Annotated in this window: 6 protein-coding genes; 2 read left to right on the top strand and 4 right to left on the bottom strand. The window is 60.3% G+C overall.

Features of this window, described 5'->3' with window-relative positions; translation table 11 throughout:
• Positions 1-273 precede the first annotated feature (273 nt).
• On the top strand, positions 274-3,021 hold the full coding sequence (locus DFR47_RS11520; protein ID WP_113944579.1) for an ATP-dependent DNA helicase: 2,748 nt from the start codon (positions 274-276) through the stop codon (positions 3,019-3,021).
• A complete protein-coding gene (locus DFR47_RS11515; RefSeq protein ID WP_210207308.1) occupies positions 3,018-5,057 on the top strand; it encodes a DUF7017 domain-containing protein in 2,040 nt (679 codons plus the stop codon). Before DFR47_RS11520 ends, DFR47_RS11515 begins: the two co-directional genes overlap by 4 nt.
• 238 nt (positions 5,058-5,295) lie before the next feature.
• Here the strand turns inward: DFR47_RS11515 and DFR47_RS11510 are convergent, their stop codons facing one another.
• The 4 genes from DFR47_RS11510 to DFR47_RS11495 are packed head-to-tail and all read right to left on the bottom strand — an operon-like array spanning position 5,296 to position 14,052.
• Complete coding sequence (locus DFR47_RS11510) at positions 5,296-7,836, bottom strand: DEAD/DEAH box helicase family protein (RefSeq protein ID WP_113944578.1); 2,541 nt, start codon at positions 7,834-7,836, stop codon at positions 5,296-5,298.
• On the bottom strand, positions 7,836-9,638 hold the full coding sequence (locus DFR47_RS11505) for a phospholipase D-like domain-containing protein (protein ID WP_113944577.1): 1,803 nt from the start codon (positions 9,636-9,638) through the stop codon (positions 7,836-7,838). Before DFR47_RS11505 ends, DFR47_RS11510 begins: the two co-directional genes overlap by 1 nt.
• 11 nt (positions 9,639-9,649) lie before the next feature.
• Positions 9,650-10,852, bottom strand: a complete 1,203-nt coding sequence (locus DFR47_RS11500; protein WP_113944576.1) for a hypothetical protein — start codon at positions 10,850-10,852, stop codon at positions 9,650-9,652.
• Positions 10,852-14,052: a UvrD-helicase domain-containing protein gene (locus tag DFR47_RS11495; RefSeq protein ID WP_210207307.1), complete on the bottom strand. Its 3,201-nt coding sequence runs from the start codon at positions 14,050-14,052 to the stop codon at positions 10,852-10,854. The genes DFR47_RS11500 and DFR47_RS11495 overlap by 1 nt, the downstream gene beginning before the upstream one ends.
• Positions 14,053-14,054: the final 2 nt, after the last annotated feature.

Genomic DNA, 14,054 nt, shown 5'->3' with positions numbered 1-14,054 from the left:
TCTTCATCCTATGAACAAGAAGGTGCCTGAGAAATCAGCCTCATCACCGGAATGGGCTGGTCTCTTCGTGAGGCCGACTTCTGTGATGATGATTGGTCTGACCCGTGCATATACTCCTAGACCCAGACGCCGGGCTCGTCGATGAGTATGGGAGACCAGAGGGTCTTGACCCTAGACTAGCCGAAAAACGATAAACAGGATAGGTACTTCAGGAGTGAAATCAGCATCTGAAGATGCTTGCAGCGTAGCTGGCTTGAATGCAGAGGGGACAATATGGGAATGACGGCTGCTCAAGCCGCAGGTTCTGTGGAAAGCTTCGGATTGCTAAACCCGTTCTGGCCCGACCTGCATACCTTGGCCATCGAGGCAGAGCAAAACACTGACAAGCTCCCCGACTTCACAATGATCCGCCTGCGCAGCTTCTCAGAGGCAATGGTCTGCCATCTCTTCCGGCACCATGACTTGCCACTGAACAGCGATGAGACCCACTTCGAACGCTTGCAGTCGCTTCAGTGCAAGCAGCTTCTTGACAGGCGGATTCTAGGATTATTCCACACAATCCGTAAACTGGGGAACATCGCAGCACACAATAGACGTCCAATATCCACAGATGAAGCCCGGGATCTCGTCGAAGACGCCCGCTCGCTTGCCGCTTGGTTCTGCCTGCACATGAGGCCCGACATCGACTGGAGCACGCAGCGATCATCCCCTCCCATTGCGACTACCACGTCTCGCGAAGCTCCGCGCGGCGTGCATCCTGTCGAGCTGAGAGAGAGCAAAGGCCAGGAGCACATCAACGGCTTGTTGACCGGGATCAGCCCGCGGATCAAGCCACCGCAAACGAGGATCTCGTTGTGGGATATGTTCGAGGAAGATCTCACTGCCGACCAGCAGAGATGCATCGCGGCGCTTGATGGTTTTCTGTCAGACGACAGCCAACGGGTGTTCTTGCTGAAGGGCTATGCGGGAACTGGGAAGACGTTCCTTGCCGCCGGCCTGACCGAGTTCTTGCTTACACAAGGGCGGATGTTCTCGCTGGCTGCCCCCACGGGACGGGCGGCCAAAGTGATTTCGAAGAAGACTGGACAGCCTGCACGCACCATCCACAGCCTTATCTACGACTTTAGCAATATGACCGAGCACACCGAAGACGGCGACGACGAGTCAGCCACCTTCAAGATGATCGCCAAGATCCGGCTGAACGAGGATCCAGTGGATGCGGTCTACATCGTCGACGAAGCCTCGCTTATCTCGAATGTGTACTCTGAAAGCGAGTTCTTCAGGTCTGGCAGCGGCCATCTACTACAGGATCTCATCGCGCACGTGGGCTCAAGCCATCAAGGCAACGTCCGCAAGATAATCTTCATTGGTGACCCAGCGCAGCTGCCTCCTGTTGGCATGTCCACCTCTCCTGCACTTGACGAAGACTACCTGCGCGAGACGTTTGGGCTTGATGCCTCCAGCTATGAGCTGGCCGAAATCGTTCGTCAGAAGGCTGACAGCGCGGTGATCCGCAATGTCATGCCCTTGCGCGAAGGCGTCGTCAGCGGTCGTTTCAGCAGCCTTACCTTTACATACGGCGATGATGTGATCCGCCTTGCCAAGGACAGCGTCACGCCGCTCTACATGAAAATTCGCGAGGGGAGAGGCCCCCAGGCGCCGATCATCGTGACCCACTCGAATGCCGAGGCTGCCAGCTTCAACCGAGCAATCCGGGCAGTGCTTTTCCCTGGGGTGGCGACCGTTGCTGCCGGAGACAGCGTTATCGTCGCCGCCAATGGTTTTTGTGGCCCGCACTATGTCGCCAACGGAGAAATTCTGCGGATAGATTCAATTGAGTCCGCTGTCGAGCGGCGTTCGGTGCAGTTGCTTCAGAAACTCGGAAGTAGTGATATTTCTGAACCCTTAAATGTTGCCCTGAATTTCCGGGATGTCATGGTTGCCCTGCCACAGCCGGATGGCGACGATCTGATCCTGAAAGCCAAGATCCTCGACGACTTCTTGCACGGCGATGATGCGAGCCTCGACTCGGCGCAGCAGCGCGCACTCTACGTGGATTTCCTTAAACGTCACCGGCATATCGATCGGAAAAAGCAGCGTGACGAGTTCCAACTCGCGCTGCGATCAGATCCGTATTTCAACGCACTCCGGCTCCGGTTTGGCTATGCCGTCACCTGTCACAAAGCGCAGGGCGGCGAGTGGAGCCACGTTATCGTCAGCTGCGCCACGCGGCAGAACCCGCGCTCGTCGGACTATTTCCGTTGGCTATACACGGCGATGACCCGGACCAGCGGCAAGCTGTACCTTATTGATCCCCCGGAGATTCGACTGCAGCAGGCAGGGATTGGATGGAGTACACCGGCTTCGGCCGAAGCGGGTTCGTCAAGCGGCGAGCCGAAACTTCCGGACAGCGGTGGCAGCCCGCCTGAACCGATCGGATCGCAATCACCGGCCCTGTCGCCGCAGGCAATGTTCCGCGGCTGGTTACAAGCGGAAATCCGCAACCGGCTGGATGGCACCGGAGTGGAGATAGAAGACATTGCGCATCACCAGTACCGGGAAGCGTACTTCTTCAAACGTGGCGCCGAAGCTGCCCGGGTCGACATCGGCTATAAGGGGAACTGGAGGGTCTCTGGCGTGACCAGCCCCAAGCCTGACGACTTCGCGGAAGATATCATGGCGCGCCTTGCGTCATTGGCAGGTCAAGAGCCCGGAGCAGGAGCGTCCAGCGCAGCCGGCGAAAGCGCTCTGGAGCGCCCCTTCCTAAAGAATTTCCATGATCGCCTAGTGGCCGCGCTGACACAGAAGGGCGTCGTTGTGGTCAGCCTTAAGGAACAGGCTTGGAGCCAGCGCTACGCCCTCGCACGCGGATCGGATTCAGTCACAGTCGACATCTTCTACAATGGAAGGAACCAACTGACGAAGTTCATGCCGGTCAACCCGTCACCCAAACCGACGCAATCTCTCGTTGAACTGCAGGATGATGTCATGACGGTGCTCTCCGTTGAGGTTCACCCTTGAGTTTTCGGATCTCTCGCACGAATGGCAGGGGAGTCGGCGGCGGCGGCTGGAACCATCGCTCCAAGGACGTCACCAATCTCAGGAAGGGCGGTCAGCTTGAAGAAGCATATCGTCTTTCGGTGGAGCGTATCGCTGACTCTGAGGCCGATGACCACGATCGCGCAGCGTACGCATGGTGCCTCATCGCGCTGGTGAAGCATCACTCTGCGGATGGCAATCGACAAAAACTTTCCGGGCATCTGGACGAGCTGCGGCGCTTTGAAGTTCCGGCTACGGATGAGATGTTGGCAGAGCACCGCGAGAAAGCGCTTGCACTCGCTCAGCCTGACCGCCGTGCGGTATTGAACGCGCGGAACTTGAGCAAGCAGGGCAATCATCGAGAGGCCTCGCGAATATACGCCGACCTTCACTCCAAGGGCAGCTTGGAGTCGGAAGATCGGAAATCGTGGGGCTGGGAACTCTTCCGCCTGATCAAAGCCGAATTGGAAGGAAAGCGCGACGACGAACTCACATCACCAGTTGTCCAACGTGTAAAGCGGCTTCTGAACACTTATCTGAAGCTGGCAATCGGAGGCCCTGATCTGCTGCACAGCCTCATGCTGCGTCAAGCGTTGCGGCTGAGCAAAGGGAACCACCTCAAGGTGCTCCCCTTTCTCCGACTGTGGAACCCTGAGCAGTTCAGTGTTGAGGATTTCACTCAGCAGTCGGGAAACGACGGCAAAATCTATCCGTCGCTTGTCGAACAAGTGATTCATGCCGCTGCGTCCGAGGCTGCCGACAGCGATAGAGCAGATGACCGCCACTTCATTCTGCCGCATGTACAAGAATCAGTGAAACGTTTCCCTGAAAACATCTGGCTAAAGCTGAGCTTCATGAAACTCCTTCGGGGCTTGGGGCGCATCGACGAAGCCCGAACGCTGGCCATCGAGTTCACCCGAGAAAAGGCCTCCGAATACTGGGCGTGGGAATTGATCGGAGACTTGACTACAAACGACATAGATCTGAGACGCTCTTGCTATGCCAAGGCGCTGAGCTGCTCACAGGACGAAAACTTCGTCGGCAAAGTGCGGCTAAAGTTGGCAGAGCTACTGGAAGAATCCCACCCCACCCAGGCCCGGTTCGAGGTCGAACGTGTGATGACTCATCGCGCTGGGGCCGGATACCAGGTTCCCCACGAAGCACAGGCGCTTGCCGAAAGACTAGCAGCTTTCAATTCGGAGCCAACCGATCGCCCCTTCTATGTTGGGCTTAGTGACGCGGCGGAAGCACTACTCTTCTCGCATCTGCCGTGGACCCATGCTTGTCTTGGGGATGCGTTTACAATCAAGGGCCGGGATGGTCAGAAATCTAGACGGCGGCGGCGCGTTTACGTGGAAGGCGACGCCTTCGCAATGGAACTGAGCCTCCCTGACAACCACGCGGACACCCGCGGACTTCCCGAGGGCGCACCGCTCAAGGTGCAGTACGAGACCTCGAAGTCCGAACCATGGCGGGCAACAATTCATCGGATCAGCCCCCGAGAAGACGGCACGCCCATGGATATTGTGCCCTACCGAATTGGAGTCATTGACCACATAAACCATGAGAAATCCCTTATCCACGTGATCGTCGCCCGCGGGATCGACGGAACCTGTCCAATTTCACTCTATGGTGGGCAAGCCAAGATCGGTGATGCCGTCGCGGTTCGGCTGGCCCAGCATTATTCCAAGAAAGGCGTACGCACGAGGATCGTTGAAATCCGCTCCACGGATGTGTCCCCTTCCGCAGATGTCTGCCGCCATTTCCGAGACACAACGAACGTGACCGAGAATGGGTTGGGGTTCACCCGCGGAGACATCTTCATTCCTCCACATATGATCACCGCAGCGGGGATTCAGGCCGGTGATCTTGTTGAAGGGATTGCGATTGTCAGTTTCGATAAGAAGCGCGGGAAATGGGGAATGAAGGCAATCGAAGCCAAGCGTGTTTCAGGAAGTCGCTTCGATTTCGGGAACGTTGCCGATGAAAACTACGATGACATTGCTGACCCAGCATAATTCTAGGACTCAGTCTTCTGGGGCGAGCCCCTTTCACTGCTAGTACGGCATCGTGTCAAGATGCGGTCAGCGCCGGCAAAGATGGTTGCGGGAGGCTGCAACCACCATTACTTGCGACCTACTAACAGCCATTTTCCTATCAACGCCAAATCCAACGCGGGGAGAATGGTTGCTAAAAATAGCAGCTTTCATTCCGTCCTATTCCGAACAGCAGCGTGAGTATCGGTTACACTACAACTCAACCGCCACGTTTTCCCGGCGAAAAATCCGGCACTGCGCGCCGAACGCGGTCAGCGCAGGTTCGTTTGTCATCTATCACCTCTGACCGAGCTGGAACGGGACGCAGGACATCGCCATGCAACTGCGCCCTCAGTTCCAGCCAACGCGCCTTGAGAACCTGCCAGTTGTGATCGTCGTATGTGCCACTGACGACAATAGGGTGAACCCGAATGCGGGGCGGGAGACCATCACCATGATCCCTCCATTTCCGCCATTCGCGAAGCCAAAGACTGTTCTTGCGATCCACACGCCCAATCTGCTGCTCGACAATGCCGGGATTCCACTCCGCGTGCAGTAGAATCACTGTGCGACAGGCCTCATGCAGATTCAGGCCCTCACGCCCGACGCGGGATTGCGCGAGGAGCACCATCGGCCAACTGGACGACCGGTTGAATGCAGATTGCAGCATACGCCGCGTTTGCGGTGCGGTTGCGCCTGACATCATCCTGGCGAAGTTGCCCTCGCGCCCGGAATAATCGTTCAGCCAGGCATCCAGCCGGGCTTTCTGCGTATCGTTGTTCTCTGCTTCATCATCCCCGGCAAGCTCCAGGAGCAGTTTTTCGAACAGCCCGAGCATTTCCCGCCCCGTCCAGGAAGCGCCCGCAACTTCCCGCCTGCCACCAAGTGCCTCGAGCAAAGCCCCGAATTGAAGGTCTTGTTTGCCGTCCTCATGGCGCAGAATCTCTGACAGAAATGCAGCAGCTCCTCCCTCCAGCGCAAGGTCTTCCAACTCCCGATGAAGCCGTGCGAGTTCAGCCCGGCGCTCGCTCGCCCACTCCTGATAGCGGGTTTTCAACATCACATCGATTTCGTCGACCCCACCCGCCACCGCAAGATCAGGATCCCTCATCGCCGCAATGACGGCTGCTATATTGCTTTCCCCGATCCCACTGGCAGGCCAGTGCTGTCCGTCTCGCAAACGACGCAGCATCTCACGCGCGTCCAGCAGTCTGGTCAGCACATTCATCGGCGTCAGGAACCTGCCGAAGACGAGCACTTTCTCGCCGGCCCGTGTATAGGCCTCGATTTGTCTCACAGCCGCCAGGATCGCAGGGTGGCTATAGATGTCGTTGCTCTCAGCGGTGAAAGCTTCCGTCCAAAACCCCGCCGGACCAACGAGGTTTGCATCTGTCATGCCAGAAGGGCTGTCTTCCTCATCCTCTCCAAAGCCGAACCCATACCCCTGGGCAACGGCGAGCCTGACCCGTTTCACACGCGGATCATCCTGAGGGAGTAACGACAGCGCCTCAGCCGCACAAAAGCGGCGCAGCCAGTCACGGGTAAAACCCTCTGCCTCCGGTGAAACCGGGATATCGGTGACCTCACGATAATCACCATGACTGTCTTTAAAGACGCAGAATTCGGGGTCACTTCGTTTGTCCCGGCGCAGGACGTGTGGTCGCAATGCTGCGTAGAACTGCCGGGCGGAGGTCTCGAATTCCCCGGTCAGCGTCTCGTCCAGTTCTTCGGTTTGAATCCGACGAACAACATTCACATAGCCGGTGATCCATTCCGTCAGCGCTGCGAGCGCAGTAATATCCTGATCGTCATCGCGACCATTGAGCCGCTCCAGCGTGTCGATCCACTGGCTGGAGTCCAGCTCGACCGGGGTGGCGGTCATGCCCAGACGAAAAGGATCATCCGCTTCCCAGCTTACCGGGCCGAGAATGCGCGAAAGGCTTGAATCTGCGCCGCGCGCCTTGTGGGCTTCGTCAACGACTATGAGATCAAACTGACCCAGGCCATAGCCGATCAGCGGCAGGATCCTGTTCTTGTAATCGTCCGCCGAAAGCCATTTCTGATCGCCGTTAATGGCATCGCGCGGCAGTTCGTGGTCCAGAATCGTTTGGGCAATGTGCCGCGCCGCACGGCGACTGGCATATACATAGCCCACCTCACCCGAATGGAAATTTTCGCGCATGAAGTTGCGCCGTCGGCCGTCAATCAGGCGGGCGACGTTGGGTAAGAGCTCCCGGCGCCAGCCTCCAGCGGGGCCTTCTCCACGATTGGGAAACTGCATGTTCGCGAAGGAATGAGAGATCATTATGATCTCTTCGGCGGCCCAGCCGTTCTCCGGCAACTCACGCTGCTTGCGGCGATCCGAAAGCCACTCCTTATGGCTGTGTAACCGTCTTGCGCTCCCCTCCGCATCGGTATCGTGCAAGAAACCGGAGATGAAACCATCATAGCTGCGCAGCGGCAGCAATGTCTTGTCGTCGGCGTTGAACCGTTTCAGTTCCTGTTGCCATTGTGTCCCAAGGCCCGCGGGCAGAACAATGGCGCTGCGCCCGCCCGCCTCCCGCACCGCTGCGATCAGCGCCGCCGCAATGCGGGTCTTGCCCATACCCACCTCATCAGCCAGCAGGGCCGAGCGTTGGCCCGCCCGGATACGGCACGCTAGTTCTGTGACACTCGCCTTCTGGCCATGATCTAGCAGGGCATCATCAGACGTCCCTGCGATACGATCCAGAATGCTCGCGACCTCGTTCCAGTCCACCATCACGCGGCCTCCCGTTCCCAGAGCGATGGGTAAGCGCTGAGCTCCCACGCGACGGACACTGCCAAAAGCGCATATCTCAATAGGTCTGGCGAAACCCCTTCCGGGCGCATACGCGGATCTGCCAGAGCAGGCAGAGGATTTGCCCTGGCGTTCCGGAAGAACTCGAGCATCGTTTTTTCGCGAGACGCGATAGCGCAAAGGTTCTGTTGCAACTCCCGACACCACCTTTGCCAGTCCCGCGGGTCCAACCTTGCCTGTGTCTCACAAAGACGCACCAGAAGTTCCATCATCCTGCGAATGGGATAGGCAGCTGGCGGAGCTTCGGTGGTATCTGAGGCGTCGGTGAGCGGCTCTTCGCCTTCCTCACCCTCATCTTCGCTGTCAGCATCACCTGGCTCGGGAAATGAGCCAAGGCTGGCAAGGATATCTTCGACCGACATATCGGAGGGGCGAGCGACAACAAGTGCTTCGGAAGAAATGACAGGCAGCCGCCAGCCGCCCTCCGCGAGTGTCACAATCGCTGGAGCCGGTGCAGGCCATGGACAAGGTGTCTGGGCCTGAGCCGCATCGACACCAATCACCATCACCGATTTGTCTTCGGGGGCCGAGAGCACCCCGTCTTGCCATATAAGCCACGCAACTGGCGGCTGGGTTTCTGGCTCATCGGGGCGCACAAAGCCTTCCCCTTGCTGCAGGGCCTCGGGCGTCATCACATCAGTGAACTGGATCGGCAAAACAGCGGCGATACCGTTCCGCGTGTCTCTGCGTCGCGGCCATTTCAGTCCTCCCGGCAGATCGACGATCACACCTGCCTCAAGGTTTCCCCCGGCGCTTGCGGCACGCTCAAACCCGTTCATGCTCAGATTGCCGGATCCAAGATAAGCCCGTCCCGAGGCCTCGGTCTCGCCTGACGCCAGCACCACAAATTTTGCATGCAGGCACCCATCAGTTCCATGCAAGACAGAGCGCGGAGGGCGCAAATTCCAGCCTGCGTCAATCAAGGCACCGGCCCGGGCAGCAAGCCCCTGACAGGAGGACGGGTTGAGAAACAGGTCGAGAGCCGCTGTTTTCGTCAGGGATTTCTCCTGCACCAATGCGCGGCGCAGTCGCTCTGGCAGGCCAGCAGCACCATCGCCGTCGCTCTCGAAATAGCCAGACCCGAGGATGAGACGGTCGGCCTTCTTCTTGGTACCCAGGCGCTCGACCACCTGAGGAAACAGCGCCTGATTGCGGCTGTCGATGAAGCGGGGACGCGCGGATGACGTGGGCAAGGCTGTGATCGCGGCCTCCAGCAAGGCGTCTGGCCGGTGCCCGTCAAAACTGCGTTCGATCAGGGCGCAATCTGCCCGCTCGCGCAGCCAGCCAAACATCTCATGCGCGGCGCGGATATCGGCAATGTCCTGTGCGTCAGGCACAGCAGAGTCCAGATCGATCGACCAGAACAGGTCGATGCTGCGAGTAAGCGGATCCTGTGTCCAGTTCCCCGTGCTGACAGCGAGGCGAATGACATAGCCATCTCCGCCGCGCTTGCGAAAACCCAGAATCGCCACCTTGGCATGGAGAAGGTTGTAGCCGCGTCCCTCGAGGCGCATCCACATCCAGGCAAGTCCCGGAACGTCCGAGATCGCATTCACGGTTGGATGGATGAAGGCGGCCAGCACCGGGCGCGCCATCTCGCCTGTGAATGTTCGGCGGATCTGCCCCAGGACCTGCCGCGTCGCGGTGAAGCCGCACATAAGGCCAAAGTCGCCATAACAATCTTCGGGCGGCATGAAGAGGGAGTAGAGCGTCGTGTTCTGCATCAGACGGCCTCCTATCCCGCGTCACGGCTGCCCGGGTTCACCTTTCCGGACAGCTCCGTCACCAGACAATGAAGATTGTGCAGCCGGAAAAGCTGCGGCGCGAAGGCCTCGTCCTGAGGGGGCCGATTCTCGTCCTGGGTCTCCGAGCTGCCCCGCAACTCGCCCGCAGCCGGCCCGAGAACAATGTGGCCTTCGCACTGAAAAATTACGGTAGAATCGCGCGCGGCCAGCCTCTGGATCAGCTGCTGATCGGACAGATTTCGGATTTCCGCGATAAATCTGCGGCTAGTCTCCTCATTGCCCTGATCGACAAGCGCGCCTTTTGCCGAGGCCAGATCGCGCAATTGTTTCAGCGGCTCGGCGGCGACTTCGGCTGCCTCCGCTTCTGACAGGCGCACAGGCTGATTATCGTCGCGAAGCTTCAGCAAGTGCTGTTCCAACTGGTCCAACACCGACAACGCAGCATCGCGCAGATCCATAAAAGCCGCTCCTGCGCGCAAATCCGACCAATGATCCGGCGCCAGCCCCGCCAATGCGGTTTCCTGGTCCAAATGCGCGGAGCTGGGGCCAGTGCCGAGGCGCGCCAGGGCCCGGCGCCGGGTCGAGCCGGGATCATTTCCGTCGAGCAATCGGGCAAGGATCAGTTTACGCACCGCTTCCGGGACAGCCCCAACCGGGGAAAGCACTGTCAGGGCCTCCTTCAGGCCATGTGGCTGCCTGCCATGCGCCCAGGCACCAAGCAAACGGCGCGGTTCTTTCATCGCATTCAGCTCCAACAGCTCTCTTCCAGCGCTATGTATGCGGAACGCGCCGTAGCGGCTGCCCTGCACGAACCCCAGTGCGACCAGAGGCTGCACCATCGCCATGCGGATCGGCTGAACCACATAAGTTCCGCGACGCCTGAGATTGTGGAAACTGCTATCCTTCAAGCCCTGCATCTTCCTCGCCCCTCGCACACGGCGATCCTGCGGGCCCGCGATGACTTCAAGCATGACGCGCGCTTCGACCGCGTTGCCGACAGGCAGTGCCGGCACACCAAGTTCCTCGGCGATAGAGATCGCCAGAACCGACCAAAGGATGGGCATGGGAAACCACATGCCGCCGATTCCGGGGACCGCCCGATCATTGAAATGACGAACCGCCGCCGCAAGCCCGAGGTTCTGCTGGCGCCGTTGCGAAACCACGGTATCGGGCGCAAGTATTCCCCAGGGCATCAGTTAACTCTGGCCTGTGCGAAAGCTCCCGCTGACGCGCCCTCATCTGCCAGTTCCAGCCAACCGTGATCGACCCAGAACACCGCCACGCCCTGCAGCGGATGCTGCGGGTATAGTCCGGCCAACAGTCCGGCATAGCTGGAAAGCTGTGGCCAATAGGGGCCAAACCCGTCACCGCCGCCGCCGGATTTATGGTCGATCAGCATCGCGCCTGCCGGGCCGATGGCGAGAAGGTCGAGGGTACCGGGGATCTCTGCACCCTCGGGCGTGTGGCCAAGCACCGGAATCTCGGCGCGCAGGTCCGTATAGCCCTGATCGGCAAGCCAGGCTTTCAGCGCCGTGGCGCGCTCGGCCACTAGCGCAAGAGTGGCGTCGTCAAGCCCGGTCGCGAGAGCCAAAGCCGGGGCCAGATCGGGCCGGGTCAGGTATGTGCGCAGCGCCAGATGCAGTGCTGTGCCGCGGTAGGCATCGTTCAGTGCCTTTGGCCAGGGTGCTCCGATGTTGATACGGCGGGACACGGGCGGCACCCCCGCACTACGGGTTTGCGAGGGCTGCAGCCGCCAGGGCGTCAGCGGTGTCACGGGCAACGGCGCAGCGGCACCGAATCGCAGCGCTGAGGCTGCCGCACCGCCTGCGTACTCGGTAAATCCCGCCTCTTCAGGCAGTTGCGTGATCAGCGCCGGGCAATCCACGCCATTGATGCGCAGGCTGCCCGCCCCGATCTGCGGCGCGCAAGTATCGGACAGGATATGAAACAGGTTCGTAGCCTCGGGCGCGTCTTCTTCGCGGTCCTTCAGAAAACCCGGCCATTCCAGCACCATCCGGTCACGGGCACGGGTCAGGGCGACATAGAGAAGGTTTTTCGCATTGGTTTCAAAATCGGCGCGGCGGTCTTCGATGAAACGGCGGGTCGCCTCGGGCGCGGCAAAGCCGGGCGTGTGGATCAGGCTCGCGGACCCCAGCACCACCGCCATATCGTCGATGCGGTCCAGGGCATCGAAACGGGTCGCAGTGGCCCCCGCACGTTCCTCAATGCCATAGTCGAACTCGGCGACGACAGTGATCGGCCATTCCCGCCCTTTGGAGGCGTGCCAGGTGACGATCTCCACCGCCTCGGCGCTGTTGGCGGAAGGATCGGGATGACGGTCGAAATCGCGCTCGCTCCCACGGGCGTCGAGCCAGCCGAGAAATATCTTGGCAGTCTCGCCGTGGAACCCCGAGGCGGATTTGAGATCGCGATGCGCGGCTTCGAACTCACCCGCCTCAGCCTCTAGCCGCAAAAGATCGGCACGGGATTGGGCGGCGTCAGGCTGACGTTCCGCCCAGAGGCGCAGGCCGGCGGCATCCAACACCAGATCAAGGGCCGCAGCCACCGGCAGGCGGGCCAAAAGGTTCGACAGAGCGGCGAGCCGCATCAGCACCGGGTCATCCACCAACCGCCCTTCCATTTGGGCGGATAGCGCCTCCTGCAAGGGCAGCGGGTCCGGGCCAAGCGTGCGCAAGAGCAGCCCGGCATGGATATCCGCCGGATTGGCGGCAAAGGCCAGCGCGGCGCGGGCGGCAACAATCACCGGGCTTTTCGCCCAGCCATCCTCGGCGATCCGCACCGGAACGCCGCGCGCGCGCAATTCCTCGGCATAGCGGGCGGCGGTGGTGTGGCGGCAGACCAAGAGCGCGATATCCGAAGGCCGCGCCGGCCGGGCGGCCTTCGTGTGGCGGTCGGTGATGGTCTCAGTATCAGTCAGGATACGGGCGATGCGCTCGGCGATGTGTTCTGGGGGCTGCGAATACTTTTGTGAGCGTCGTCCCTGCGTAGCGTTCAGAACCTCGATCGCGGGACCTGCGACCGCATCGCGGGTCGGCGCCAGCGGGTTATAGCCCTGCCCAAAGAGGCCAGCCCCCATCGCATTGACGAATTGCATGATGGCTGGGGTCGAGCGCCAGTTGCGGTCCAAAGGCTGGGTCGCATCGGGGTTTGCCGCCGCCAGCGCTATGGATAGGCGCGGATCGGCGCCCTGAAACCCCATGATCGACTGTTTGACATCGCCCACCAGCAGTGTACGCGGCGCGTGCTGGCCCAACTGCCACAAAAGCGCGAATTGCACAGGGTTGGTATCCTGGAATTCGTCGATGATGACGCAGTCGATCTCGTCCAGCACCGCTTGCCGCACGGCGAGGTCGGTGCGGAGCAGGTGCTCAGCCCCGGTGATCATATCAGCAAAGTCGATCAGGCCGAGCGCCTTCTTGCGGGTCTCATAGGCCGCCATCACCTCTTGCGCGCAGGCGATCAGGCAGGACAGGTGCAGCTTAGCATCGGCCAGCGGGCCGGGATGGCAGGGCAGCACATCCGCCGCCGCCATGATCGCCGTGGCAAGGTCGTCATATCCCGCAGGCGTCTTGCTGGAGCGGTTAGAGATGAACAGGCTGCGCAGATCGTTCCAGACCTGCCAATCCCGATCCAGAAGATCGGGCGCGCGATCAACACGTTTGAAAAGCGCGAGGTTTTTCTCCAGCTTCTCGACATTGGTTTTGGCGGTTATCCCGGCCATGCCTCCCTCGGGAAAGGCTGCGATCATGACCTGCACGGCCGTCTGCAACGCGGTGGTCGCGGCGATAGGGTCATCCAGAACCGGCCCGTAAACCGTATCCAGCCGCGTCAGTGCCGGAGCGATCAGGCCAGCGTCACGCCCCTTGTCCCCAAGGCCGCGCAAGAGGTCGATCATCGATAGCACCCGGGCGCGCAAACTGTCTTCGACCGTCTCGCCCTTCACGAAGTTCGGGGCGTAACCGAACCGCTCGGGCACGGCCTTGATCGGGTCCAGCGCCTTGGCATGTGCCAGTGCCTGACGGATCAGCAGATCCCGCTCGGCATCGCCCAGATGGCGCGGCTGCGGCGAGGCGCCAGCCGCCAGAGCATGTTCGGTCAAAAGCCGCAGGCCCAGTCCATGTATGGTCGAGACATAGGCGCGCTCGACCGCCATCGCCTCGGCGACCAGTCCATCGGCCAGAAGGCCGGCACGGATCCTTTCGCGCAACTCGCCAGCCGCGGCCTCGGTAAAGGTGACGGCAAGGATACGTTCGGGCCGGACAATGCCGCGTTTCACCCAATCGGACAGCTGGGTCTTGATGCGGTGGGTCTTGCCCGCGCCGGCACCCGCGGGAACGATGACCAGACCTTGATCTGCATTGACGGGGGCCATGG

The sequence above is a fragment of the Pseudochrobactrum asaccharolyticum genome (genome assembly GCF_003314995.1).
In the GTDB taxonomy this organism is placed as follows: Bacteria; Pseudomonadota; Alphaproteobacteria; order Rhizobiales; family Rhizobiaceae; genus Pseudochrobactrum; species Pseudochrobactrum asaccharolyticum.
The sequence above is the reverse complement of the archived record's forward strand: the minus strand, read 5'-3'. Positions and strand labels throughout refer to the sequence as shown.

Excerpts from the sequence above, each read along its gene's own strand:
- DFR47_RS11520 (WP_113944579.1), top strand. The coding sequence starts at position 274 with ATGGGAATGACGGCTGCTCAAGCCGCAGGTTCTGTGGAAAGCTTCGGA.
- DFR47_RS11495 (WP_210207307.1), bottom strand. The coding sequence starts at position 14,052 with ATGGCCCCCGTCAATGCAGATCAAGGTCTGGTCATCGTTCCCGCGGGT.
- DFR47_RS11500 (WP_113944576.1), bottom strand. The coding sequence starts at position 10,852 with ATGCCCTGGGGAATACTTGCGCCCGATACCGTGGTTTCGCAACGGCGC.
- DFR47_RS11510 (WP_113944578.1), bottom strand. The coding sequence starts at position 7,836 with ATGGTGGACTGGAACGAGGTCGCGAGCATTCTGGATCGTATCGCAGGG.
- DFR47_RS11505 (WP_113944577.1), bottom strand. The coding sequence starts at position 9,638 with ATGCAGAACACGACGCTCTACTCCCTCTTCATGCCGCCCGAAGATTGT.